Genomic DNA, 23,511 nt, shown 5'->3' on the forward strand with positions numbered 1-23,511 from the left:
GCAAGCCGGTTACTCAGCTGCCCGCTTTTGTTGGCCTCTCAATGATAGCCTTCGCTGCCGGACACTTTGCCGCGAAAGACGTAATAGCTCCAGGCGGTATACATCAGGATTACCGGGATAATAAGCAGTGCGCCCGGTAGCATAAACACCTGGCTCGAGGGCGGCGCAGCGGCATCCCAGAGGGAGATATGCGGTGGGATGATATTCGGCCAGACGCTGATCCCCAACCCGCTGAAGCCGAGGAAAATCAGGCCCAACGTCAGAATAAACGGGCGGGCGTGGCTGGCGGGGCGCGCGCTCAGACGCCAGATCCACAGGCTCAGCGTCAGCACCAAAATTGGCACCGGCACGAACCAGAAGAAATTGGGCAGCGTAAACCAGCGTTCCGCCACATAGCGCCAGCCCAGCGGCGTCCAGACGCTGACCACCGCAATCACCACCATCAACGCCAGCAGTACCTTGCGGGTCAGCTCGCGCATCTGCTGCTGCAGCGCGCCTTCGCTTTTCATGATCAACCACGTGGTGCCAAGCAGCAGATAGGCCACCACCAGTCCCAGACCGCAGAACAGATTGAAGGGGGTGAGCCAGTCCAGCGTCGAGCCGGCGAAGCGGCGGTCAGCCACCGCAAAGCCATTGATAAACGCGCCAACGACAATCCCCTGGCTGAAGGTCGCCAGCAGCGAGCCGCCGGCGAAGGCGTAGTCCCAGAAGGTACGGTGCGAGGGGATCGCTTTGAAACGAAACTCAAACGCCACGCCGCGAAAAATCAGACCAATGAGCATCGCCGTCAGCGGGATGACCAGCGCATCGGTGATCACCGCGTAAGCCAGCGGAAAGGCGCCAAACAGCCCCGCCCCGCCGAGCACCAGCCAGGTTTCGTTACCGTCCCAGACGGGCGCCACGCTATTGACCATCACGTCGCGCTCTTCGCCATCGTGTACCACGCTGAACAACATGCCGATGCCTAAATCGAAACCGTCCATCACGATATACATCAGGGTGGCGAAGACGATGATGACAAACCAAATCACCGAGATATCGATGCTCATGATGCGTTCTCCTCATCGCGCACCGGCTCTGCCGCCGAGAGCGGACGCGCCGGCGTGCCCGCGGTGTGTGAGGTCAGCTCCGTCACCGGCTGCGGCCCTTTTTTAATCAGCCGGAAAATATAGTAATACCCCACGCCAAACACGGCGCAGTAAACCACAATAAATACCAGCAGGCTGATGGCCATCTGCAGTGTGCTGTGCAACGACACCGCATCCCGGGTGCGCAGCAAACCGTAGATCACCCACGGCTGGCGGCCCATCTCGGTGGTCACCCACCCGGCGACCAGGGCAATAAGGCCGGCGGGCCCCATGCAGAGCGCAAACCACTGGAATGCCCGCGAGTGGTACAGTCGACGTCGATAGCGCAGCCAGGCGCTGCAGACCCCTAAGGCGATCATCAATACCCCCATCCCAACCATGATGCGGAATGACCAGAAAACGACAGGCGAATAAGGCCGATCCTCTTTAGGGAAATCTTTCAGGGCCGGCACCTGTTTATGCAGGCTGTGGGTGAGGATCAAGCTGCCGAGAGCGGGGATTTCCAAACCATAACGGGTTCGTTCTTCTTCCATATCCGGCAGGCCAAACAGCAGCAGCGGCGTGGCCTCGCCAGGGCGGTTTTCCCAGTGCCCTTCGATGGCCGCGATCTTTGCCGGCTGATGCTCAAGGGTGTTAAGACCATGCATATCCCCTACCACCGCCTGGATCGGCGCGACCAGTAGCGCCATCCACATCGCCATCGACAACATTTTACGGATAGCCGGCGAGTCATTCCCGCGCAGAAGATGCCACGCCGCCGAAGCCCCGACGAACATGGCGCTGCTGAGAAAGGCGGCTATCGCCATATGGAACAAGCGATATGGGAATGAGGGATTAAAGATGATCGCCAGCCAGTCCTGCGGGATAAGATGGCCATTTTCGATGGTAAAACCCTGCGGCGTCTGCATCCAGCTATTGGAGGCCAGGATCCAGAAGGTGGAGACCAGCGTGCCAAGCGCTACCATGCAGGTGGTGAAAAAATGCAGCGCTGGCGGCACTTTGCTCCAGCCAAACAGCATCACCCCAAGGAAACCTGCTTCAAGGAAAAAGGCGGTCAGTACTTCATACAGCAGCAGTGGGCCGGTAATACTGCCGGCAAACTGCGAAAATCCGCTCCAGTTGGTGCCGAACTGATAGGACATGACTAATCCGGAGACTACGCCCATGCCAAAATTGACGGCAAAAATTTTCAGCCAGAAGTTGTAGAGTGAGCGCCAGACGTTATCCCGGGTTCGTAACCACAATCCTTCAAGCACCACCAGGTAGCTGGCAAGACCGATAGTGATAGCCGGAAACAGGATATGAAAGGAAACGGTAAAGGCGAATTGCGCTCGGGCAAGATGAAACGCGTCGAATTCAAACATATTTCACACCCATCATTGTGAAGCGCCCCGGTCGCAACCGGGGCTCATGCGAACATCACTTAGCCGATGATGAGGTGTTTTGCTTCCCGGCACCAAGTTCGGCGCCGGTCAAAGGATCACCCTGCGGGTCAGACTGTGTTCGCTTCAGCATCGCTTTGCACAGCGCTTCCTGCTCTGGTGTGAGGCTGACAGAAGCGCCGCCATCGCCACCATCCACCGCCGGCTGCGGATCCTTGACATAATCAAAGTGTTTGTCACTGTTCCAGCTGCCGCGTACTTCTCCACCTTCAGACATATTGTAGTAGGTGTTAGCGTACTCGCTAATGGGGGGCAGTTTGCCCGGTGGATAGTTATTGCGAATCGACTGCAGCGCCTTCTCAAACGAGAGCTGGTGCGCCGCTTCGCGGGTCATCAGGAATGCCAGGGCATCTTTCACCCCAGGATCGTCGGTGACGTTGATCAGGCGTTCATAGACGATCTTCGCCCTCGCCTCCGCCGCGATATTCGACCGCAGGTCGGCGGTGGGTTCGCCGATAGTATCAATGTAGGCCGCCGTCCACGGCACGCCCGCCGAGTTGGTCAGCGGAGTACCACCGCCGTACAGTAACGAGGTAATATGGCTATCATTGCCGTTGGCAGTGAGCGAACGATACAGTTCCGCCTCACTCTCGGTGCCCTCCGCCAGCTCCCCTTTTGCGCCTTTATTTAGCATGCCGACCAGCGTGCCAATGATCTCCAGGTGGCTCAGCTCCTCTGTTGCGATATCCATCAGCATGTCTTTGCGGCCAGGATCGTCATCGCTTAATCCCTGGGTGAAATAACGACACGCAGCGGCCAGCTCGCCCTGAGGGCCGCCAAACTGCTCGAGCAGTAAATTCGCGAGCCCCGGATTGGGTTCAGCAACGCGTACGGTGTACTGCAACTTTTTCACATGACGAAACATAAGCCTGCCTCCTGGGTTATTTTTTCGCTTCTACGCCGTCAGCGTCCGACCGCAGGAGAAACTGCTCCGTTGTCTGGGGTATATGTTTAATCAGCCAGTCGGCCATCTCCCGCTCTTCCGCCAGAATGGCTTCGATCGCCGGGATAGAGGCGGTATCGCCCGCTTTTTCAGCCGCCGCCAGCAGAGAGGTATAGCAGGCAATCTCAAACTGCTCGAAGACGTAGCCGCTAATCGAGCCTTTGACGATTTCATCGGAAGGAAACATCCCGCCGATGGACTGGCCAAGGGCCGCCATTTTACTCATCGAGTCCTTTATCACCGAACGCGAAATTTCGTTGCGATCGAGGATCTCTTCCAACACGGTAATTTGCCGTTTGGTCTCATTAATATGCTGTTCAATTCTGGCACGGAGATCGGGATAATTATCGATACGGCCAGCCATCGATTCCAGCATGGATTCGGCCTGCTTTTCCATGGCATGCGCATCGCGGAGCCAGTCATGATAATGTTCAACGTGATTCATCGTCTTTTCCTCGTGTCAGGGAGCGTTTATTTTTCCGCTTTTTTATTAATATTACCTACCGCCAAATCGGTTAATTTAACGTCGGTTTGTTTTTCTTCTTCCAGCGTTTCGGCCAGCAATTTGACTGCTTTTTTGTAACCCAGCTGTTCTGCGAGAGTGACCAGGGTACCGTAACTGGCAATTTCGTAATGCTCGACCTTTTGCGCAGCGGCAATTAGCGCAGCATCTCGCACCTCATTTTTTTCCGTGCTCTCAACGACTTCATTGGCCTCTTCGATTAATCCTTCCATGGCCACGCATTTCATGCGTTTGATTTTCAGGCCGGATTCCTGCTCAATAATCTGGTCAATACGTTCAATCTGGCCCTGGGTTTCTTCGAGATGAGCATTGAACGCCGCGCTGAGTTTTTCACTGGACGCCGCTCTGGCCAGTTTAGCCAGCCCGCGGGTTAATTGTTTCTCTGCGCTGTAGGTATCTGAGAGCAGGTGAATAAATACATCTTCAATGCTTTTCATATTCATAGAAATACCTTCTGGAGTCAGAAAATAACTGCGAGTCTATACAGACTCGCAGGAGATACTTTCACTTCAGGGTGCAAGGAAAAGGATAATCAGGAATTATCGGACTTGCGGCCACCGCCGTGGCTGTTTTGTCCACCTTTTTTACCCGCTTCGGACGCACGCTGCGGATCATTTTTAAAGTTCCCGCCGCTGTGCTGACCACCTTTACGACCTGCTTCAGAAGCTTTTTCACGGTCTTCAGCAAAATTACCGGAACCACCACGATGCTCTGCCATATTTCACCTCATGTATATCGGTTATGTCAGTACGATACGAAAATATTCCGTATCACTCGTCGTTCGATATTTAAATCTAGCGGGTAATGCTGGTTAGTCAAATTATTATTCCGTTTTTTCGATGCCTTTCAGCAGTAATTCGGAATAATTCTACAAGATACCTTAAAAATAACCAGGCGGTACTTTTTCCGGTAACCCACTGTGTTCAGGGAAATAATACCCGTTCCCCTCCCATTATTTATACCTGTGGAGTAGTCCGATTGAGTGATATAACGAAGCGGCACCGATACGCTTCGTCAGCCTGAAATTCAGAACTTTTCTAAAAATTATCAATAAAAAAAGCCGCTGGGGGAGCGGCTATCAAATAAAAAATGGAGCGAATATCATGCATGATTAAGGCTAGTACGCTTAATGAAAATAGGAAACTAATTTAAACAAACCAGACGTGAAATAAGCGAAGCGTAGAATACGCTCAGCGACTTGAATATCACGCAGCTACATTATTTGTGCTCTACGCTTTATTTTTTAAGGTGACTTGTCGGCGGCAAGCGCGTCGGGTCACGATACCCTGGGCCTTAGGCGATCAGTCGTACTCTTCCGGAGAATATACAATGAAAGCACTCACTTATCACGGTCCCCATCATGTCAGTGTCGACACCATGCCTGACCCGGCTCTTGAGGCACCGGACGATATTATTCTGCGCGTCACCGCAACAGCGATCTGCGGTTCCGATCTGCATCTTTATCGTGGCAAGATCCCCGGCACGCACCATGGCGATATTTTCGGCCATGAATTTATGGGTGAAGTGGTGGAAGCGGGTTCCGCGGTCACCGCGGTCCGCAAAGGCGACCGGGTGGTTATCCCGTTTGTCATCGCCTGCGGAGACTGCTTCTTTTGTCGCCTGCAGCAATATGCCGCCTGCGAAAGCACCAATAGCGGCCAGGGGGCAACGCTCAACCGCAAAGGGATCACGCCACCTGCGGCCCTGTTCGGCTACAGCGATTTGTACGGCGGGATCCCGGGCGGCCAGGCAGAATATGTTCGGGTCCCCAAAGCCAATACCGGACCGTTTAAAGTGCCGGACACCTTACCCGATGAAAAGGTGCTGTTTCTGTCAGATATTCTGCCCACCGCCTGGCAGGCAGTAAAAAACGCCGAGGTCAAACCCGGCAGCAGCGTGGCTATTTTTGGCGCCGGCCCGGTAGGCCTGCTGTGCGCCTCCTGCGCCAGGCTCAATGGCGCAGAGCAGATATTTATCATCGATCATAACGATTACCGACTCGATTTCGCACAGCAGCGCTATGGCGCGATCCCGATAAACTTCGACACCCATGACGACCCGGCGCAGTGGATTATCGATAACACGCCGGGACATCGCGGCGTCGACGCGGTGATTGACGCCGTGGGCTTCGAGGCGAAAGGCAGCCTCACGGAAACCGTCCTCAGCAACCTGAAAATCGAGGGCAGCAGCGGCAAAGCCCTGCGCCAGTGCATCGCCGCCGTGCGCCGCGGCGGTATCGTCAGCGTGCCCGGCGTGTACGCCGGTTTCATTCACGGTTTTATGTTTGGTGATGCCTTTGATAAGGGGCTGACCTTCAGGATGGGGCAAACCCACGTCCACGCCTGGTTACCGGACCTGTTGGCGCTGATTGAGCAAGGGCTGCTCACCCCTGAGGAGATCGTCACTCACCATATGCCGCTGGAGGAGGCCGCGCGCGGCTATCAGATCTTTGAGAAACGCGAAGAGGCATGCCGCAAAGTCATCCTTGTGCCGGGGATGCAGCCCGGGAAGGCAACGCTTTGAGGCGGAAGTTAATCCGCCCTCCTCGGCAGCCAGTCCGGGCCGTGATATAAAAACAGCATACGTTGACCCGCCGTCGCTGATACCGCCGTTAACCACAGGAGAAGTTAATGCTCGAGTTACGCCCGAATTGCGAATGCTGTGATAAAGATCTGCCGCCAGACTCACCCGAGGCGTTTATCTGCTCGTTCGAGTGCACCTTTTGCCGGGACTGCATGACGGCGCGGCTGCACGGTCGTTGCCCAAACTGTGGCGGCGAACTGGTGCGGCGCCCTGTGCGTCCCGCAGAGGCGCTTCGGCGACACCCCGCCTCTACCCTGCGTCGCCATGGGCAGTAGGCACGAGACAGGTATCCTGGCCGTCGTGAAAATAAATGTGAAAGGAGAGCAACAAGCCAGAAGGCGCGACCCATGGCTGACAAACGGGATCCTTTCGGCTATTGCTCTGGCCTGTTCAAACCGTAAGGCCGCAATTCGCACCAGGGCATCAAACGCTTTCTTTTTTTGCCGTTCACAAGCGCGAAAATATACTGGCAAACTGCCATTACCATCGCTTATCTGCCAACTGGCATATTTCGTTGCCCACCGAAGCTTCCTGCTCCGGCCGTCAGTAGACTGCAGGGACATTCACCACGGAGCAGACTTATGATTGCGGTACTTTTTGAGGCCGACGCCTTACCACAAGCACAGGAAAGATATCTTCAGCTGGCGGCCGGGCTGACGCCTTTGCTATCAGACACGCCGGGGTTTATTGCCATTGAGCGCTTTCAGAGCCTGAGTACGCCCGGCAAAATCCTCTCGTTATCCTGGTGGGAAGATGAAGCTTCGGTGGCCCACTGGCAGCAAAATGAGCGGCATCTGGCTGCCCAGCGCGAAGGTAAAGCATCGATTTTTTCTTTCTACAGAATACGCGTAGCCCGTGTGTTCCGGGATTATTCATCGGATCGAGGAGCACAGCCCGATGTATGATATTCATGTCATTCTCAGCAACTCGCCGGGCTCGCTTGGCGCAATGGGTAAGACGCTGGGTAACAACGGCGTGGGCCTCGAAGGCGGCGGCGTGTTCTCCACGCCTGATGCCGGACATGCGCATTTTCTGGTGGAAGACGGCGAAAAAGCCCGTAGGGTGCTGACCGAGGCTGGCTTTACGGTCAGCAATGTGTGCCGCCCTCTGATACGAAAGTTACCCCAGCAACGCCCCGGGGAACTGGGGGAAATCGCCGCGACCCTTGCCCGCAACGGCATTACTATTCTGGTACAGTACAGCGACCACCGTAACCGGCTCATTCTCATTACTGATGATGACACCCGGGCAGCGGAAGTGACCGAAAAATGGGCCATATTTTCTGAATGAATCTCCTGAAAACGCAGCAAGGCAGTGAGCCAGAGGAGGCGCTGGAAACCGCTATGGCGATGGTGGCCTCAGCCCTCTCTGACCCGTCAAGGGTCAGTATTCTCTGCGCGCTGATGGACGGGCGCGCATGGACTGCCACTGAGCTTAGCACCGTCGCCGAGGTGTCCGCCTCCACCACCAGCGGCCATCTTGCCCGGCTGCTCAACAACGGGCTGGTAGTGTGTCTCGCGCAGGGGCGTCACCGCTATTACCGCCTGGCGGGCCCGCATATCGCCGGGCTGCTGGAAAATCTTATGGGCGTCTCAATGCAGGCGTATAAGGCGCTGGCCACCAGCACGCCGGTTACGCTTCGCTACGCCCGAACCTGCTACGATCACCTGGCGGGCGAACTGGCGGTCAATATTTATGAATTTATGCTGCGGGAAAAATGGCTGGCGGCAGATGGCCTGGCCCTGACGTCAGCCGGTAAAACTCAGCTTGAACGCCTTGGCGCAGTACTGAACGCCCGCCCACGGCGTAAGCCCTGCTGCCCCTGTCTCGACTGGAGCGAAAGACGTTTTCATCTGGGAGGCGACGCCGGCTCGGCGCTAATGACGCTGTTCCTGCAAAAAGGATGGATAACGCGCGCGCCGGGATATCGGGAAGTACAAGTGACGGATAGCGGCAGAGCGGCGCTGTCCCGGCTGTTTAATCTGAAAGTGAGCAGGTAGTGAATACTGAATCTGGGCAAGGAGGGTTAACCATAGCAATCCGCTTTTTTAGTCACTTCGTGTCAGTCCAGCAGCCTTCCGGCAAGTCACGTAATTTAGTAAACAGCCGTCAGCTGTCAGGCGATTCCCACACAGGGAGTAACAGCACTATCAGCAAATTACCGGTTGACGCCGTCGCTATTTTTATCAGAACTGATAGCTATAGTTCACGCTCGCGAACCATAACCATGGATGGGTGTATTCTCCCTCAAAGGCGGTCGTTTTCACCTGAGACGTTTGCATATGGAGATATTCAATGGCAACCCCGATATTACTTGCCGGTGTAAGCTGGTATTGTGCGCCGGTAGCAAACCGCCACTCATCACCAGTAGGTAATGTGAGCGCCACGTCACGTTGTGAATGATAGGGGGTAGTGTCAAAGGCGACACCGGCGTTAATTCGCCATTGCCGATCGGGCCGATACTGTACACCAACGGCGGTATGCCAGGTATCCTTCAGACGATTAGTTTGGCTACCCGAACTGCCATTGATAGTAATTTGCGGACTGCCAAACTGACTCCAGTCCTGCCATCCAAGATCGCCCATTAAAGACCACTGCCTATCAATATCATGCACAATACTCACCATCAGCTGTTGTGGTGCGCGGATCTGCGCCGAAACAGGCAGGTCATACTCGACGTTTGGCAGATGAGGGAATCGAGCCTTACCATCAATATTAAAGTGATAATCTGTTTTACTGGTCCATGTCATTCCCATGCGCGTCTGGTCGGTCAGCGCCATCAGCAAGCCGAGGCGATAGTTCATTGCCCAGTCATGGTCGCGTTGTTTTTCGTCGTTGCCATCGACATTACGCGTTAAGGACAGCAAGCCGTAGTTCAGCCCGGCGGCTGCACCAACAGAAATTTTATTATTGATCTGCCAGGCAATCCCGGGGCTGAGCGTCATGGCAACCATAGTGCTTTTTTTAATAAGACGATCGCCTGCCCAGTCGCCAAAATCGATCCCCAGTCCATAGTTACCATAAAGGCCGAGACCAGCAGATACAGTATCGCTCAGATGCTGTGTATAAAACATGCTCGCATTGGGAAACAGCTTCATGACATTGCCAGGACTCTGGCGTCCGCCGGACTCGTTATCCAGCGTATAGGTGATATCCCCCCCCATAGCCTGTAAGCCGCCAGTGACCATATGGTCAGGTAAGCGAGTCATTCCTGCAGGATTGGTTAACAGCGTTGAGGCATCCTGAGCTCGGGCTGCTTGTCCGGCACCGGCCAGAGCCGCATCTTCCGTTGCGACCTCATAAAAATAGAGGGCGCTGGCATGAGAAAATGATGAAGCGAATATTCCCGTTAATATAATTGATTTTATTTTCATTGAAGCACCTGGATAGGTAAGCGAATGCACTCCCCGTTAAGGATAAGCAAGGGTTGGCCAACCTGGATAAGTTTCTAATCTGACTTAAAAAATAATGTGTGAGCACATCAGTGATGATATGTATCTTACTTGAATAAGATGGGTGTTATGCCACGCAGAAAGCATGGCATAACACCTGATGATTATTTCGCCGTTTCTATTTTAGGTGGCTGCCAGCTGCCATCCAGAATCGGTTTTTCACCCCAGTATGCGCGGATATAGAGCGAAAACGTGCCGTCAGGAGCCGGAAGCCAGTTGTTGATTTTGTCCTCCGCAGGACGTGTTTTGCTGACATAGAGCGTCAGAGAACCATCATCATTAAATTTAAGGTTCTTATTCTTGGTACCCAGTGAGTAGCGATTCAGTTCATTAGGGCTAAAGAGGTGCTTACTGTTATACAGCGTTAATGACCAGAACCCTTTCACTGGCGGAAGCTCACCTTTCGGGAAGGTCACAGTGTAACTATGCTCGCCGGACAGTTGCGCTCCAGCGGCATCATTATCGGTGTAGAAATACTGGGTCTCGTTGGGTTTATTATCGAACATGTTCGATTTAGCCGTGCCGGTACGATTGTAATAATCGACACCAAATTCCGCATTATTTTTCGAACGATTCCAGCCATTGCCTGCAGGCACGCCGTTATTTTTCCATTTGAAGAATTCGGCAATAACGGTTTTATCTGTCTCAATTGCCGCTTCGTCCATCCACTTGCGGATTGCCGGGTTTTTCTTTCCGGCCTCAACAAGCTGGCGATACTGAGCATACATTGCTTCTTCGCCGGGAAGCGGCGGTACATTATTTAGAACATTCACAAACTGATCGAAGAATTTCTCAGGAACAACCCATTTGGTTTCGCCCGCACTGGCATCTGGCTTATCGCCAATGGCGGGGATGTTCGCGTAATCATAGGATTTCATTTTGCCGTCAAACTGGCTGAGCGGATAGGTCATCACCTCTTTGATCGGCGCCTGAATCGCTTTTCGATCTTCGGGAGTGTCATCCATTTGTACGCGCGGGATCACGTTGGCCATTTCTGTGGATGACCGGATGACGCCGTTAAATCCTTTCGGTGTCTCACCTGTCCACTTAGGCCCAACCAAAAGATAAAAGCCTGGCTTGGTACCATAGGGCTTACCGACATTGCCGATCTGATTAGTGCGGGCATCGTAAATAGCGTAGACCCAGAAACGATCTTTAAAATCAGGAACCTGAATAACAACAGGCTCTTTATCCAGCTCAAAGAAACCCAGCCCATAGGCGACATCCTGGTTTGGGCAGGTAACAAAGGTTTCTTCCGGCTTGATGTAGTCAGTCAGCATGCTTAGCTGACCCATCGGAGCAACCGGAACCATTCCACCGTTGAGGGCTGGATAAGGCGCCTTAGTGATAGTTTCGCGCCTGTTGAACTGGTTGACCATCGGCCAACCCCAGATGTAAGCCTGCTGCGCGACAGCCTTAACATAGGCTTCAGGCATCATCACGTCAGCGGACGGTTGGGTAAGTTGATCAAACTTTGTCGGGTGAGGGATTGTCAGTGGTGCACTCTGCGCAAACACTCCTGTACTGAGGGTTATGGCTGTAAATAATGCAAGATGGCGTAATTTCACTTTGTTTCTCTCAGTTATTTATTGGTCTGGATCAGGTCATCCGGGACCCATGTCTGATCGTAGAATCCATCTTCTGTACCATAGAGGCGCAAGGCCACCAGGAAGTTACGATCGGGTACCGTTTTTATAAATGCGCTGTCCTCTACACCGTCTGGCTTACTGGGACCAAACCAAAGATCGATAGAGCCATCTTTATTTTTTGGAATGTTGTAATAACCGTTCGTTGAGGGGAGTAGCTGATCGGTTTCAGGCATGGTGCCATCGGTAATATTGTACGCAGTGACAGCCCAAAACAGCGCCGCAGGTGGATTAGGCGGCAGGTGTAACTTATAGGTATTGCTGCCATTCAGAAACTTGCCGGTATTATCTTTGGTGGCATAAGGATATTTAGAACCTGCGCCGGTAGTATGCATCACCATTGCAGCTGCACTGGAATACGCTATCTGGAAGAACGCCGCACGCTGATTGGTATCAAGCGTACCGTACTGCATCCATTCTGCAGTTGCACCTGCCCAGGAGTTCTCCCATTGCCTGTCTTTATAGTAAAGCTGTCTCTGGTCGTCACGTCCAACCTGGCGGCGGGCGAGGATCATTCGGGGAGCAGTCACGACGGCTTTGTTAAGCATTTCCTGCTGTTTCGCCGTCGGATTGAACGGTTTCCCTTTTACAATACCAATGCTTAACAGTGCACTGCGGGTTGAGTCAGGTATGGCAGTAACAGGTTCGTAATCGACAAATGCTTTCAGCTTCTGCCAGTAGCTGGCATCCGTGGGATACATCATATTGACGCGCTTACCGCTGGCATCCGGAAACTGCATCGGTTTCACATCTTTTTCCACATCCCATAACGGATAGATTCGCGTTGTTTCTGCGCTTTTCACTGCAGGAATGGGGTCTGGCTTCCCATCGCCCTTACCCATGATCGTTCTGAAAAACAGGAAAACATTGTAAGTGGAAGATTTAAAAGCATAATAGCCCTGTGGAACCGGACCATCATAATCTGGAGGTAGCAGCAGGTAGAGACCACCTCTGGCGCGATCCGGGCCAATAGCCCCCACGTCAGTGATGGTTTTCTGGAAGAAATCCGTGAACATACCGATGACGTTTGGCGGTGCTTTAATGACCAGCGGGCCCGTTTCCTTTAAATCAAGGTAGCTCATCGAGTAGATCACGTCACCGTTAGGCGTCGGAACGACGGCACGGCTATCCATTCTTTCTTTCCAGATAGGCAGAACGTTATAGCCTTTACCAAAAGCGGCCTCTGAACCGTCACGCAGCCCAATAGTGTTAAGCAAAGGAAGCGTCTGAATATATGCCTGAATGGCATCCTGGTAGTAAAGCTCATCACTGAGTGACTGAGCTTCCTGCTGCGGCAGCCAGTTACCATTATTCAGTTGCTTCATCAGCGGAGAAAGTGGTGCATCAGCGAACGATACTTGCGGTGAAAACATCAGCGTTAGTAGAATCGCTGACGACAGGATTCGTAGTTTCATTAGGTTTCCCGGTGTTCATTGTCAGATATTCTGATCGAGCGGCCTCCAGATATTCTGGAATACACATTAACCCTCAACCAAGGAAATTGGATGCCAGATAGAGTATAGTCATTGTTTGAACAAGTAATGTATAAAATTGTTTATATATAAATTTTTTCAGGGCGCGGGAATTTATAAGAAGAAGGGGCAACTTTCTCTCCCCTACACTACGGTTTTAATACATCAATCACCCTCAATACCTCGATAACATCACCAGTTTCATTTTTATTGTTCAGTAGATCACTCTCCGCATATCACCAGTGAAATCAGTATGCTGTCATCTTTTTTCAAGGGAAGGAGATTCTCATAACGACATATCCTGCTATTACCTTGCTGATTTCCATAGTGACCCAAACTGAATATGTCTTGCATCGCCACGGGTAGCGAATAAATCCGCCTGATTAAACTTCAGCGCTGGCCAGGGGCTTTCTGATTTAAATGCGGGAAGTCAATTTCCCGCAGAGATGACTTCAGGAAGCGAACTATTGAGCATATTTATTTAAGAATTTGTGGGCACCTCATATCGTAAACAAGGCAATGATCCCCCGATCCTGTTAGGTCATAAGACAATGAAAATGACGAACAGATACCGGGATGACCGTGACAAAGAGTGGATAGTCGTTGGTAAAAAAGCAGAATGATCTTCAACCAGTTTTGGGGAAAATTGTGGGGAAGCTCCGCACCCGCCCAAAAAAACGGGAGCCCATCGGCTCCCGCTTTTACTTAATCCACCAACGGGATTACATGTTCGCGATAATCGCGTCGCCAAACTCTGAGCATTTCAGCAGTTTAGCGCCTTCCATCAGACGTTCAAAGTCATAGGTCACGGTCTTGGCGGCGATAGCGCCTTCCATGCCTTTGACGATCAGGTCTGCGGCTTCGAACCACTGCATGTGGCGCAGCATCATCTCTGCGGACAGGATGATGGAGCCCGGGTTCACTTTGTCCTGGCCGGCATACTTCGGCGCAGTACCGTGAGTCGCTTCGAACAGCGCGCACTCGTCACCGATGTTGGCGCCCGGGGCGATACCGATACCGCCAACCTGCGCCGCCAGGGCGTCAGAGATATAGTCGCCGTTGAGGTTCATACAGGCGATAACGTCGTATTCCGCCGGACGCAGCAGGATCTGCTGCAGGAAGGCATCGGCGATCACGTCTTTCACCACGATCTCTTTGCCGGTGTTCGGGTTCTTGATTTTCACCCACGGACCGCCGTCGATCAGCTCGCCGCCGAACTCTTCGCGAGCCAGCTGGTAGCCCCAGTCTTTGAACGCGCCTTCGGTGAACTTCATGATGTTGCCTTTGTGCACCAGAGTGACGGAATCACGATCGTTGGTGATCGCGTATTCAATCGCGGCACGCACCAGGCGTTTGGTGCCTTCTTCAGAGCACGGCTTGATGCCGATGCCGCAATGTTCCGGGAAGCGAATTTTCTTCACACCCATCTCATCGCGCAGGAATTTGATCACTTTGTCTGCTTCCGCAGAGTCGGCTTTCCACTCGATACCCGCATAGATATCTTCGGAGTTTTCACGGAAGATGACCATGTCGGTCAGTTCCGGGTGTTTAACCGGGCTCGGGGTGCCCTGGTAGTAACGTACCGGACGCAGGCAGACGTAAAGATCCAGCTCCTGGCGCAGCGCCACGTTCAGAGAACGAATGCCGCCGCCGACTGGGGTGGTCAGAGGACCTTTGATAGCAACGCGGTAGTCACGAATCAGATCGAGGGTTTCAGCTGGCAGCCAGACGTCCTGGCCATAGACGTGGGTCGATTTCTCACCGGTGTAAACTTCCATCCAGGAAATTTTACGCTCGCCCTTATAGGCTTTCTCAACGGCGGCATCAACCACTTTCAGCATCGCTGGGGTAACGTCAACGCCGATGCCGTCACCTTCAATGAACGGGATAATCGGATTGTGAGGGACGTTCAGTTTGCCGTTTTGCAGGGTGATTTTTTGACCTTCCGCCGGAACTACTACTTTGCTTTCCATTAACCTCTCCTTCGAGCGCTTCTGGTTCTGCTCTTCCCTCTTCACGCGAGCCTGGTGTTGGCTGAGTCGGCCAGCTTCGGCGTACCGGGTCTTCCCGCTAACCGGAGCTATCGCGTCCGTGTCGCCTTCCTGCCTGTAGTGCGAATCGGTTTGAGCAATTTTTTGTTAATAATTTGTAATGAGCATGTCAATACTACCTGAATGTTTGCGTCCATGAAAGGCATTCGTAATTAGGCTATAATGCGGCAATTGATAGAGCCTGAAAATACCATGCAGAAAACTTCATTTAGAAAACATCGCGTTGAGCGATTCAGCACACAACAAGTCACCAGACAACGTAAAGAACGCCAGCCAAAAACTGTGATCTTGTTCAATAAACCCTATGATGTGTTGCCGCAATTTACCGATGAAGCCGGGCGCAGCACGCTGAAAGATTTTATCCCCGTGGCGGGCGTCTATGCCGCCGGTCGGCTCGATCGCGACAGCGAAGGCCTGCTGGTGCTGACCAACGACGGCGCGCTGCAGGCGAAGCTGACCCAGCCGGGTAAACGCACCGGCAAGATCTATTACGTTCAGGTAGAAGGCGAGCCTACGCCCGAGGCGCTGGCCGCGCTGCGTGACGGCGTCACGCTCAACGATGGCCCCACCCTGCCTGCCGGTGTTGAACTTGTTGAGGAGCCCGCGTGGCTGTGGCCGCGTAACCCGCCTATTCGCGAGCGCAAATCGATCCCCACCCGCTGGCTGAAAATCACCCTCTACGAGGGACGTAACCGCCAGGTGCGCCGGATGACCGCCCACGTTGGCTTCCCCACCCTGCGCCTGATCCGCTACGCCATGGGCGGCTATACGCTCGACGGACTGGCGAATGGCGAATGGCGTAGAGCCGAATAACCAAAAAGGAAAAGCGATGTTTAAACCTCATGTCACCGTTGCCTGCGTGGTACACGCCGAGGATAAATTCCTCATCGTCGAAGAGACCATTAACGGCAAAGCGCTGTGGAACCAGCCGGCGGGCCATCTGGAAGCCAATGAGACGCTGCTGCAGGCCGCCGAACGCGAACTGTGGGAAGAGACCGGAATCCGCGCCACGCCGCAGCACTTCATCCGCATGCATCAGTGGGTCGCTCCCGATAATACGCCGTTTCTGCGCTTCCTGTTCGCCATCGAACTTAGCGATCTGTGCGCCACTGAACCGCATGACAGTGATATCGATCGCTGCCTGTGGCTGAGTGCTGAGGAAATTCTTAACGCGCCGAACCTGCGCTCGCCGCTGGTTGCCGAAAGCATTCGCTGCTACCTGCAGGACCCGCGCCAGCCGCTGTCGCTGATCGGCGCCTTTAACTGGCCGTTCACAGGGGGTGAATGAACGGTGAGCGCGTGCTAGAATACGCCGCCTCGAAGTTCAATGTAGCGAGTATTTCCATGTCAGAAAGCCAGAAAAAAGTGATCGTCGGCATGTCCGGCGGCGTCGACTCCTCGGTCTCCGCGTACCTGCTGCTGCAGCAAGGGTATAAGGTGGAAGGCCTGTTCATGAAGAACTGGGAGGAAGACGACGGCGAGGAATACTGCACCGCCGCCGCCGACCTTGCCGATGCGCAAGCGGTCTGCGATAAGCTGGGCATTGAACTGCACACCGTTAACTTTGCCGCCGAATACTGGGATAACGTCTTTGAGCTCTTCCTGGAAGAGTACAAAGCCGGCCGCACGCCGAATCCGGATATTCTGTGCAATAAAGAGATTAAGTTTAAAGCCTTCCTCGAGTTCGCCGCGGAAGATCTCGGCGCCGACTATATCGCCACCGGGCACTATGTGCGCCGCGCCGATGTCGACGGTAAAAGCCAGCTGCTGCGCGGCCTCGACGGCAACAAAGATCAGAGCTACTTCCTCTACACCCTTAGCCACGAGCAGATTGCCCAGAGCCTGTTCCCGGTGGGTGAGCTGGAAAAACCGCAGGTGCGTAAAATCGCCGAAGAGCTGGATCTGATCACCGCAAAGAAAAAAGATTCCACCGGCATCTGCTTTATCGGCGAGCGTAAATTCCGCGATTTCCTCGGCCGCTATCTGCCGGCGCAGCCGGGCAAAATTCTCACCGTCGACGGCGAGGAGATCGGTACCCATCAGGGGCTGATGTATCACACCCTGGGCCAGCGTAAAGGGCTGGGTATCGGCGGCACCAAAGAGGGTAGCGAAGATCCGTGGTACGTGGTCGATAAAGACGTTGAGAACAATATTCTTATCGTCGCCCAGGGGCATGATCATCCGCGCCTGATGTCCGTCGGCCTGATTGCCCAACAGCTGCACTGGGTTGACCGTGAACCGCTGCAGGGCACCCTGCGCTGCACGGTGAAAACCCGCTATCGCCAGACCGATATCCCCTGTACCGTCACCGCACTGGATGAAGACCGTATCGAAGTCCGCTTTGATGAGCCGGTCGCGGCGGTCACCCCGGGGCAGTCTGCGGTATTCTATCTCGGTGAAGTGTGCCTCGGCGGCGGTATTATTGAACAACGACTGCCTCTGCAGTCCTGAACGCGCGTTATTTCCGCCGGGACGAATCGCTCCGGCGGCTGACAAGGAGTATGTGTGGCGAAGAATTACTATGACATCACCCTGGCGCTGGCGGGCGTTTGCCAGGCGGCGCGACTGGTTCAGCAGCTGGCGCACCAGGGACATTGCGACAGCGATGCCCTGCATGTGTCGCTGAACAGCATCATCGACCTCGATCCCGAGTCGACGCTGGCGGTGTTCGGTGGCAGTGAAGCCAATCTTCGCCTCGGCCTTGAAACGCTGCTCGGGGTGCTCAACACCAGCAGCCGTCAGGGCCTCAATGCGGAACTGACGCGTTATACCCTGAGCCTGATGGTGCTGGAGCGCAAGCTCGCCGCCAGTAAAGGGGCGATGGACACGCTCGGCAACCGCATCGCCGGCCTGCATCGTCAGCTGGAGCACTTTGACCTGCAGTCCGAAACGCTGCTCAGCGCCATGGCGGGCATCTATGTCGACGTGATAAGCCCGCTGGGCCCGCGTATTCAGGTGACCGGCTCGCCTGCTGTGCTGCAAAGCCCGCAGGTGCAGGCGAAAGTTCGCTCCGCGCTGCTGGCGGGTATTCGCGCCGCGGTGCTCTGGCATCAGGTGGGCGGCGGACGTCTGCAGCTTATGTTTTCCCGTAATCGTCTGGTTAACCAGGCAAAGCAAATTCTTGCTCATTTAACCCCGGAGTTGTGATCTATGGAATTATCCTCACTGACCGCCGTTTCCCCTGTCGACGGCCGCTACGGCGATAAAGTCAGCGCGCTGCGCGGTATCTTCAGCGAATTCGGTTTGCTGAAATTCCGCGTTCAGGTGGAAGTACGTTGGCTGCAAAAACTGGCCGCCCACGCAGCGATCAAGGAAGTTCCTGCTTTTGCTGCCGACGCAAACGGTTTCCTTGACAAAATCGTCGCCGATTTCAGCGTCGAAGACGCAGAGCGCATCAAAACCATCGAGCGCACCACCAACCACGACGTGAAAGCGGTCGAGTATTTCCTGAAAGAGAAAGTCGCTGACGTCGCCGAGCTGCACGCGGTGTCAGAGTTTATTCACTTCGCCTGTACGTCTGAAGACATCAATAACCTCTCCCACGCGCTGATGCTGAAAACCGCCCGCGACGAAGTGGTTCTGCCTTACTGGCGCAAATTGATTGACGCCGTGAAAGAGCTGGCGACCCAGTACCGCGATGTGCCGCTGCTCTCCCGTACCCACGGCCAGCCGGCGACGCCGTCCACCATGGGTAAAGAGATGGCGAACGTCGCCTACCGTATGGAGCGCCAGTACCGTCAGCTGAACCAGGTGGAAATCCTCGGTAAAATCAACGGCGCGGTGGGTAACTACAACGCCCACATCGCGGCCTACCCGGAAGTCGACTGGCATCAGTTCAGCGAAGAGTTCGTCACCTCGCTGGGCATTCAGTGGAACCCGTACACCACCCAGATCGAGCCGCATGACTACATCGCTGAGCTGTTTGACTGCATCGCGCGCTTCAACACCATTCTGATCGACTTCGATCGCGATGTGTGGGGCTACATTGCGCTCAACCACTTCAAACAGAAGACCATCGCGGGTGAAATCGGCTCTTCAACCATGCCGCACAAGGTGAACCCGATTGACTTCGAAAACTCCGAAGGCAACCTCGGTCTGGCCAATGCGGTCATGCAGCACCTGGCCAGCAAACTGCCGGTTTCCCGCTGGCAGCGCGACCTGACCGACTCCACCGTTCTGCGTAACCTCGGCGTGGGCATCGGCTATGCGCTGATCGCCTATCAGTCCACCCTCAAAGGGATCAGCAAGCTGGAGCTGAACCAGGATCGCCTGCTGGACGAACTGGATCACAACTGGGAAGTACTGGCTGAGCCGATCCAGACCGTGATGCGCCGTTACGGTATCGAAAAACCGTACGAGAAGCTGAAAGAGCTGACCCGCGGCAAACGCGTTGACGCGGAAGGGATGAAGCAGTTTATTGACAGCCTCGCCCTGCCGGAAGAGGAAAAAGTGCGCCTCAAAGCGATGACCCCGGCCAACTATATCGGTCGGGCTACCACTATGGTTGATGAGCTGAAGTAATCGCCCTGCCCCTCTTTCAACCGGAAAGAGGGGCGTTTTGTCGCCGGAAAGCAATCAAATCCAGACGTCGTTCACCGCCGTCCGCTCGCCCCCCTCGTGGCCGGTATTCAGCACGCCGCGCGGCTCAATCAGCATGAGCTTCGCTTCTGTCTCCGCCGAGGTCTTATGTTCCACTCCTCGTGGCACGACGATCATCTCCCCAGCCTTCACCAGCACATGTCCGTCGCGGAAGTCCACACGCAATACCCCCTCCACCACCATCAGCGTCTCATCGGTTTCCGGGTGGCTGTGCCAGATAAAGTCGCCGGCGATGCGCACGATCTTGAACTGATAGTCGTTCATTTCGGCCACCACTTTGGGCTGCCATTGTTCGCTGAACAGGGAAAATTTGTGTGCAAGATTAACGAGTTGATACATAGACTGTCTCCTTGTGATAAAGGCAGTCAGCATAGTTCGCCTCGCCGCGGTAACGCTTGAACGATTGTGCAACCTGCGCCGCGCTAACCGCGGATCGCCCGCAGCCAGCGGCCCGGAGAGAGACCAAAGCGGCTGATAAACTGGCGCGTCATGTGGCTCTGATCGGCAAAGCCCGCGTCGGCGGCAATATCCACCAGACGCTCCCCGGCGCGCATCCGCTGGCGGCAATAGTCGAGCCGGCGCATCATGACGTAACGCCACGGGCTGGTGCCGTACAGCGTTCTGAAATCCCGGCTCAGGCTCCAGCGGTCCCGGCCGCTGACCTGCGATAAGGTGTCGAGGGTCATATCCTGCATAAAACAGGCATGGATATACTCCCGGGCCTTCTCCGCCGACCGATAGTCAAACGCCTGGCGACGGGAACGCTGCCCGCCGACCACAGCCAGGATCTGCGCCAGGTCGTACAGGGCGTCCTCTTCCTCCAGCGGCTCGAAGGTGTCCGTGACCGCTTTTAATAACGGCAGCGCGGCGCACCGCAGGCGCGGATCCGCCGACAGGCCGCCGGGAATAAACGGCAGTGGCCTGCCGCCGAGTATCTTCTGGATCAGCGCCGGTTCGATATAGACCATGCGGTAGTGAAAGCCGGCCTCGGTACCCGCCTCGCCGTCATGTATTTCGTCCGGATGAAGCACCATCGTTCCGCCGGGCAGGCTGTGCTGGAGCCCACCACGATAGTGAAAACTCTGCACGCCGGCGATCGTCTGGCCGATAGCGTAGGTATCATGCCGGTGCGGCTCGTAGCCGTGGCCGCCGAAGAAGGCTTCGATGCGTTCCGTCTGGCTGGGCGACTGCGCCAGCCTGACCCAGTCCGCGCTCTGCTGCTGAGACATAATGGATAACCTGCGGCGTCATTGTGGGCTCATTCCAGCACTATTACACAAAAAATTAACATCACCAACTCGCTCATTGTCCGCGCCCTGCCGCTGGGCGTTTGCTGAAATTACGCATAGAATGAAGGAGTTCCATGCACGCAGCGCAAAGGGCATCGTCCAATGCTGGCCTGGCAGCCGGTGTTTTGCGCCCTTTTTATAAAAAGCTTTATTTAACAGCCGTTTATATTTTGCGTATATACTAAGCGTCAAACTACTATCAACACAGGAAGGGAGAACAGCCATGCGCGTACTCGTGGTTGAGGATAACGCCCTGCTGCGTCACCATCTCAAAGTTCAGCTGCAGGAGCTGGGCCATCAGGTCGATGCGGCGGAAGATGCCAGGGAAGCGGATTACTATCTGGGCGAGCATCTCCCGGATATCGCCATCGTCGACCTCGGCCTGCCGGATGAGGACGGACTATCGCTGATCCGCCGCTGGCGCAGCCACGACGTGTCGCTGCCGGTGCTGGTGCTGACCGCCCGCGAAGGATGGCAGGATAAAGTGGAAGTGCTGAGCGCCGGGGCGGATGATTACGTCACCAAGCCTTTCCATATTGAAGAGGTTGCCGCCCGCATGCAGGCGCTGCTGCGCCGCAACAGCGGCCTCGCCTCGCAGGTGATCTCCCTGCCGCCGTTCCAGGTCGACCTCTCCCGGCGTGAGCTGTCGGTCAACGACCAGCCGATCAAGCTGACCGCCTTTGAGTACACCATTATGGAAACCCTGATCCGCAACCGCGGAAAAGTGGTCAGCAAAGATTCGCTGATGCTCCAGCTCTACCCGGACGCCGAACTGCGAGAAAGCCACACCATCGACGTGCTGATGGGTCGGCTGCGCAAGAAAATTCAGGCTGAATACCCACAGGACGTCATCACCACGGTGCGCGGCCAGGGCTATCTGTTCGAACTACGCTGATGAAGGGACTGTTGCGGCATATTTTCCCACTGTCATTACGGGTTCGCTTCCTGCTGGCGACCGCCGGGGTGGTGCTGGTGCTCTCCCTGGCCTACGGCATGGTAGCCCTGGTGGGCTATAGCGTTAGCTTCGATAAAACTACCTTTCGCCTGCTGCGCGGCGAGAGCAATCTCTTTTATATGCTGGCGAGATGGGAAAACGGCACCATTGACGTCGACATCCCGGAAAATCTGAATATGGAAAGCCCGACGGTGACCCTTATCTACGATGAGCAGGGTAAACTGCTGTGGGCGCAGCGCGATGTCCCCTGGCTGGCGAAACGTATTCAACCGGAATGGCTAAAACGCAATGGTTTCCATGAGATCGAAGCCGATGTCGACAGCAGCAGCATGCTATTGCGCAACAACCACGAGATTCAGGAACAGCTGGATGCCATCCGCGAGCAGGGCGACGACTCAGAGATGACCCACTCGGTGGCGATCAACCTCTACCCGGCCACCAGCAAAATGCCCCAGCTCAGCATTGTGGTGGTTGATACCATTCCGGTGGAGCTCAAGCGCAGCTATATGGTGTGGAGCTGGTTTATCTACGTGCTGGCCGCCAACCTGCTGCTGGTGATCCCCCTGCTGTGGGTCGCCGCATGGTGGAGCCTGCGGCCCATTGAGTCGCTGGCGAAAGAGGTACGTGAGCTGGAGGAGCACCACCGCGAAAAGCTCAATCCCAACACCACCCGCGAGCTGACCCGGCTGGTCAGCAACCTTAACCGGCTAGTTCGCAGCGAGCGTGAACGCTATGACAAATACCGCACCACCCTCACCGATCTCACCCACAGCCTGAAAACGCCGCTGGCGGTGATGCAGAGCACCCTGCGCTCGCTGCGCGGCGAGAAGATCAGCGTCGACGAGGCTGAGCCGGTAATGCTGGAGCAGATAAGCCGTATCTCACAGCAGATTGGTTACTATTTGCATCGCGCCAGCATGCGCAGCGGCGGCACCCTGCTGAGCCGGGAACTGCACCCGATTGCCCCCCTGCTCGACAGCCTGACCTCCGCCCTCAACAAGGTCTATCAGCGCAAAGGGGTCAATATCTCGCTCGACATCTCGCCGGAGATCACTTTCGTCGGCGAGCAGAACGATTTTATGGAGGTGATGGGTAACGTTCTCGATAACGCCTGTAAGTACTGTCTGGAGTTCGTGGAAGTTTCCGTACGCCAGACCACCGACAGCCATCTGCACATTCTGGTGGAGGACGATGGCCCCGGGATCCCGCAGAGCCAGCGCCGCGCCGTCTTCGACCGCGGCCAACGGGCAGATACGCTGCGTCCCGGCCAGGGCGTGGGGCTCTCCGTCGCCCGCGAAATCGTCGAGCAATATGACGGGGAGATTATCGCTGGCGAAAGCCTGCTCGGCGGCGCCTGCATGGAGGTGGTGTTTGGCCGCCAGCTGATGGAAGATAAACAGGGTTAATCATTGAGTTTTTTAACGGCGCCTGCATCGCCGGGGCGCCGCATCCGTTATAATCCCTGTCA

24 protein-coding genes are annotated in these 23,511 nt (G+C 55.0%); 12 read left to right on the forward strand and 12 right to left on the reverse strand.

The annotated features are described in order from the left end of the window. Window positions 1–38: 38 nt before the first annotated feature. The 6 genes from cydB to LGL98_RS15440 form a co-directional block, all read right to left on the reverse strand. Window positions 39–1,049: a cytochrome d ubiquinol oxidase subunit II gene (gene cydB / locus LGL98_RS15415; protein WP_136035082.1), complete on the reverse strand. Its 1,011-nt coding sequence runs from the start codon at window positions 1,047–1,049 to the stop codon at window positions 39–41. Beyond that, on the reverse strand, window positions 1,046–2,452 hold the full coding sequence (locus LGL98_RS15420; protein ID WP_136035083.1) for a cytochrome ubiquinol oxidase subunit I: 1,407 nt from the start codon (window positions 2,450–2,452) through the stop codon (window positions 1,046–1,048). The genes cydB and LGL98_RS15420 overlap by 4 nt, the downstream gene beginning before the upstream one ends. Before the next feature lie 55 nt (window positions 2,453–2,507). Further along, window positions 2,508–3,395, reverse strand: a complete 888-nt coding sequence (locus LGL98_RS15425) for a manganese catalase family protein (protein WP_136035085.1) — start codon at window positions 3,393–3,395, stop codon at window positions 2,508–2,510. Window positions 3,396–3,411: 16 nt separating this feature from the next. Beyond that, entirely contained in the window at window positions 3,412–3,918 is a 507-nt protein-coding gene (locus tag LGL98_RS15430) for a ferritin-like domain-containing protein (protein ID WP_136035087.1), read from the reverse strand. A 26-nt stretch (window positions 3,919–3,944) separates the two neighbouring features. After that, on the reverse strand, window positions 3,945–4,439 hold the full coding sequence (locus tag LGL98_RS15435) for a YciE/YciF ferroxidase family protein (protein WP_008807707.1): 495 nt from the start codon (window positions 4,437–4,439) through the stop codon (window positions 3,945–3,947). 89 nt (window positions 4,440–4,528) lie between these two features. Next, window positions 4,529–4,714: a con-10 family general stress protein gene (locus LGL98_RS15440; RefSeq protein WP_004150795.1), complete on the reverse strand. Its 186-nt coding sequence runs from the start codon at window positions 4,712–4,714 to the stop codon at window positions 4,529–4,531. A 611-nt stretch (window positions 4,715–5,325) separates the two neighbouring features. Here LGL98_RS15440 and LGL98_RS15445 point away from each other — a divergent pair. The 5 genes from LGL98_RS15445 (at window position 5,326) to LGL98_RS15465 (ending at window position 8,579) form a co-directional block, all read left to right on the forward strand. Continuing rightward, complete coding sequence (locus LGL98_RS15445; RefSeq protein WP_136035089.1) at window positions 5,326–6,519, forward strand: zinc-dependent alcohol dehydrogenase; 1,194 nt, start codon at window positions 5,326–5,328, stop codon at window positions 6,517–6,519. Between the two features lie 107 nt (window positions 6,520–6,626). Then, window positions 6,627–6,854, forward strand: coding sequence for a DUF1272 domain-containing protein (locus LGL98_RS15450; RefSeq protein ID WP_136035091.1), 228 nt, complete (start codon window positions 6,627–6,629; stop codon window positions 6,852–6,854). A 306-nt stretch (window positions 6,855–7,160) separates the two neighbouring features. Further along, complete coding sequence (locus LGL98_RS15455) at window positions 7,161–7,484, forward strand: antibiotic biosynthesis monooxygenase family protein (RefSeq protein ID WP_136035093.1); 324 nt, start codon at window positions 7,161–7,163, stop codon at window positions 7,482–7,484. After that, window positions 7,477–7,869 carry an amino acid-binding protein gene (locus LGL98_RS15460; RefSeq protein ID WP_136035095.1) on the forward strand — a complete coding sequence of 131 codons (393 nt, stop codon included), beginning with the start codon at window positions 7,477–7,479 and terminating at the stop codon, window positions 7,867–7,869. The genes LGL98_RS15455 and LGL98_RS15460 overlap by 8 nt, the downstream gene beginning before the upstream one ends. Next, entirely contained in the window at window positions 7,866–8,579 is a 714-nt protein-coding gene (locus LGL98_RS15465) for an ArsR/SmtB family transcription factor (RefSeq protein ID WP_136035097.1), read from the forward strand. Before LGL98_RS15460 ends, LGL98_RS15465 begins: the two co-directional genes overlap by 4 nt. A 186-nt stretch (window positions 8,580–8,765) precedes the next feature. On the opposite strand, the gene LGL98_RS15470 is transcribed toward LGL98_RS15465, so the two are convergent. The 4 genes from LGL98_RS15470 to icd form a co-directional block, all read right to left on the reverse strand. Beyond that, a complete protein-coding gene (locus LGL98_RS15470) occupies window positions 8,766–9,953 on the reverse strand; it encodes an OmpP1/FadL family transporter (RefSeq protein WP_136035099.1) in 1,188 nt (395 codons plus the stop codon). Window positions 9,954–10,135: 182 nt separating this feature from the next. Next, window positions 10,136–11,599, reverse strand: a complete 1,464-nt coding sequence (locus LGL98_RS15475; RefSeq protein ID WP_136035101.1) for a DUF1254 domain-containing protein — start codon at window positions 11,597–11,599, stop codon at window positions 10,136–10,138. Window positions 11,600–11,613: 14 nt separating this feature from the next. Then, on the reverse strand, window positions 11,614–13,092 hold the full coding sequence (locus tag LGL98_RS15480; protein ID WP_136035103.1) for a DUF1254 domain-containing protein: 1,479 nt from the start codon (window positions 13,090–13,092) through the stop codon (window positions 11,614–11,616). Window positions 13,093–13,871: 779 nt separating this feature from the next. Beyond that, window positions 13,872–15,122 carry an NADP-dependent isocitrate dehydrogenase gene (icd, locus tag LGL98_RS15490; protein WP_004150800.1) on the reverse strand — a complete coding sequence of 417 codons (1,251 nt, stop codon included), beginning with the start codon at window positions 15,120–15,122 and terminating at the stop codon, window positions 13,872–13,874. A gap of 240 nt (window positions 15,123–15,362) precedes the next feature. Between icd and rluE the strand changes: the two genes are divergently transcribed. Genes rluE through purB form a run of 5 tightly spaced genes read left to right on the forward strand, consistent with a single transcriptional unit; the run spans window position 15,363 to window position 19,721 of the window. Continuing rightward, the gene (rluE, locus tag LGL98_RS15495) at window positions 15,363–16,013 is read left to right on the forward strand and encodes a 23S rRNA pseudouridine(2457) synthase RluE (protein WP_136035105.1); all 651 of its coding nucleotides are present in this window, start codon (window positions 15,363–15,365) and stop codon (window positions 16,011–16,013) included. A gap of 16 nt (window positions 16,014–16,029) precedes the next feature. Next, the gene (locus LGL98_RS15500; RefSeq protein ID WP_008806030.1) at window positions 16,030–16,488 is read left to right on the forward strand and encodes an NUDIX hydrolase; all 459 of its coding nucleotides are present in this window, start codon (window positions 16,030–16,032) and stop codon (window positions 16,486–16,488) included. A 56-nt stretch (window positions 16,489–16,544) separates the two neighbouring features. Then, on the forward strand, window positions 16,545–17,651 hold the full coding sequence (gene mnmA / locus LGL98_RS15505) for a tRNA 2-thiouridine(34) synthase MnmA (protein WP_012542211.1): 1,107 nt from the start codon (window positions 16,545–16,547) through the stop codon (window positions 17,649–17,651). Window positions 17,652–17,705: 54 nt separating this feature from the next. Further along, the gene (gene hflD, locus LGL98_RS15510) at window positions 17,706–18,347 is read left to right on the forward strand and encodes a high frequency lysogenization protein HflD (RefSeq protein ID WP_004140557.1); all 642 of its coding nucleotides are present in this window, start codon (window positions 17,706–17,708) and stop codon (window positions 18,345–18,347) included. Window positions 18,348–18,350: 3 nt separating this feature from the next. Then, window positions 18,351–19,721, forward strand: a complete 1,371-nt coding sequence (gene purB, locus LGL98_RS15515) for an adenylosuccinate lyase (protein WP_136035106.1) — start codon at window positions 18,351–18,353, stop codon at window positions 19,719–19,721. Between the two features lie 54 nt (window positions 19,722–19,775). Here purB and LGL98_RS15520 read toward each other — a convergent pair whose 3' ends face one another. Both LGL98_RS15520 and LGL98_RS15525 read right to left on the reverse strand, forming a co-directional pair. Beyond that, window positions 19,776–20,138, reverse strand: a complete 363-nt coding sequence (locus tag LGL98_RS15520) for a cupin domain-containing protein (protein ID WP_136035108.1) — start codon at window positions 20,136–20,138, stop codon at window positions 19,776–19,778. A gap of 83 nt (window positions 20,139–20,221) precedes the next feature. Next, complete coding sequence (locus LGL98_RS15525) at window positions 20,222–21,028, reverse strand: AraC family transcriptional regulator (RefSeq protein ID WP_136035110.1); 807 nt, start codon at window positions 21,026–21,028, stop codon at window positions 20,222–20,224. A gap of 283 nt (window positions 21,029–21,311) precedes the next feature. Here LGL98_RS15525 and phoP point away from each other — a divergent pair, with 283 nt between their 5' ends. Next, window positions 21,312–21,983 carry a two-component system response regulator PhoP gene (phoP, locus tag LGL98_RS15530; RefSeq protein ID WP_004150807.1) on the forward strand — a complete coding sequence of 224 codons (672 nt, stop codon included), beginning with the start codon at window positions 21,312–21,314 and terminating at the stop codon, window positions 21,981–21,983. Beyond that, window positions 21,983–23,449 (forward strand): two-component system sensor histidine kinase PhoQ, encoded by a 1,467-nt coding sequence (gene phoQ, locus LGL98_RS15535; protein ID WP_136035112.1) that lies wholly within the window; start codon window positions 21,983–21,985, stop codon window positions 23,447–23,449. The genes phoP and phoQ overlap by 1 nt, the downstream gene beginning before the upstream one ends. Window positions 23,450–23,511: the final 62 nt, after the last annotated feature.

The sequence above is a fragment of the Klebsiella africana genome (assembly GCF_020526085.1).
GTDB lineage: Bacteria > Pseudomonadota > Gammaproteobacteria > Enterobacterales > Enterobacteriaceae > Klebsiella > Klebsiella africana.

Coding starts and splice junctions, on each gene's coding strand:
- cydB (WP_136035082.1), bottom strand. CDS start 1,049: ATGAGCATCGATATCTCGGTGATTTGGTTTGTCATCATCGTCTTCGCC.
- LGL98_RS15420 (WP_136035083.1), bottom strand. CDS start 2,452: ATGTTTGAATTCGACGCGTTTCATCTTGCCCGAGCGCAATTCGCCTTT.
- LGL98_RS15425 (WP_136035085.1), bottom strand. CDS start 3,395: ATGTTTCGTCATGTGAAAAAGTTGCAGTACACCGTACGCGTTGCTGAA.
- LGL98_RS15430 (WP_136035087.1), bottom strand. CDS start 3,918: ATGAATCACGTTGAACATTATCATGACTGGCTCCGCGATGCGCATGCC.
- LGL98_RS15435 (WP_008807707.1), bottom strand. CDS start 4,439: ATGAATATGAAAAGCATTGAAGATGTATTTATTCACCTGCTCTCAGAT.
- LGL98_RS15440 (WP_004150795.1), bottom strand. CDS start 4,714: ATGGCAGAGCATCGTGGTGGTTCCGGTAATTTTGCTGAAGACCGTGAA.
- LGL98_RS15445 (WP_136035089.1), top strand. CDS start 5,326: ATGAAAGCACTCACTTATCACGGTCCCCATCATGTCAGTGTCGACACC.
- LGL98_RS15450 (WP_136035091.1), top strand. CDS start 6,627: ATGCTCGAGTTACGCCCGAATTGCGAATGCTGTGATAAAGATCTGCCG.
- LGL98_RS15455 (WP_136035093.1), top strand. CDS start 7,161: ATGATTGCGGTACTTTTTGAGGCCGACGCCTTACCACAAGCACAGGAA.
- LGL98_RS15460 (WP_136035095.1), top strand. CDS start 7,477: ATGTATGATATTCATGTCATTCTCAGCAACTCGCCGGGCTCGCTTGGC.
- LGL98_RS15465 (WP_136035097.1), top strand. CDS start 7,866: ATGAATCTCCTGAAAACGCAGCAAGGCAGTGAGCCAGAGGAGGCGCTG.
- LGL98_RS15470 (WP_136035099.1), bottom strand. CDS start 9,953: ATGAAAATAAAATCAATTATATTAACGGGAATATTCGCTTCATCATTT.
- LGL98_RS15480 (WP_136035103.1), bottom strand. CDS start 13,092: ATGAAACTACGAATCCTGTCGTCAGCGATTCTACTAACGCTGATGTTT.
- icd (WP_004150800.1), bottom strand. CDS start 15,122: ATGGAAAGCAAAGTAGTAGTTCCGGCGGAAGGTCAAAAAATCACCCTG.
- rluE (WP_136035105.1), top strand. CDS start 15,363: ATGCGGCAATTGATAGAGCCTGAAAATACCATGCAGAAAACTTCATTT.
- LGL98_RS15500 (WP_008806030.1), top strand. CDS start 16,030: ATGTTTAAACCTCATGTCACCGTTGCCTGCGTGGTACACGCCGAGGAT.
- mnmA (WP_012542211.1), top strand. CDS start 16,545: ATGTCAGAAAGCCAGAAAAAAGTGATCGTCGGCATGTCCGGCGGCGTC.
- purB (WP_136035106.1), top strand. CDS start 18,351: ATGGAATTATCCTCACTGACCGCCGTTTCCCCTGTCGACGGCCGCTAC.
- LGL98_RS15520 (WP_136035108.1), bottom strand. CDS start 20,138: ATGTATCAACTCGTTAATCTTGCACACAAATTTTCCCTGTTCAGCGAA.
- LGL98_RS15525 (WP_136035110.1), bottom strand. CDS start 21,028: ATGTCTCAGCAGCAGAGCGCGGACTGGGTCAGGCTGGCGCAGTCGCCC.
- phoP (WP_004150807.1), top strand. CDS start 21,312: ATGCGCGTACTCGTGGTTGAGGATAACGCCCTGCTGCGTCACCATCTC.
- phoQ (WP_136035112.1), top strand. CDS start 21,983: ATGAAGGGACTGTTGCGGCATATTTTCCCACTGTCATTACGGGTTCGC.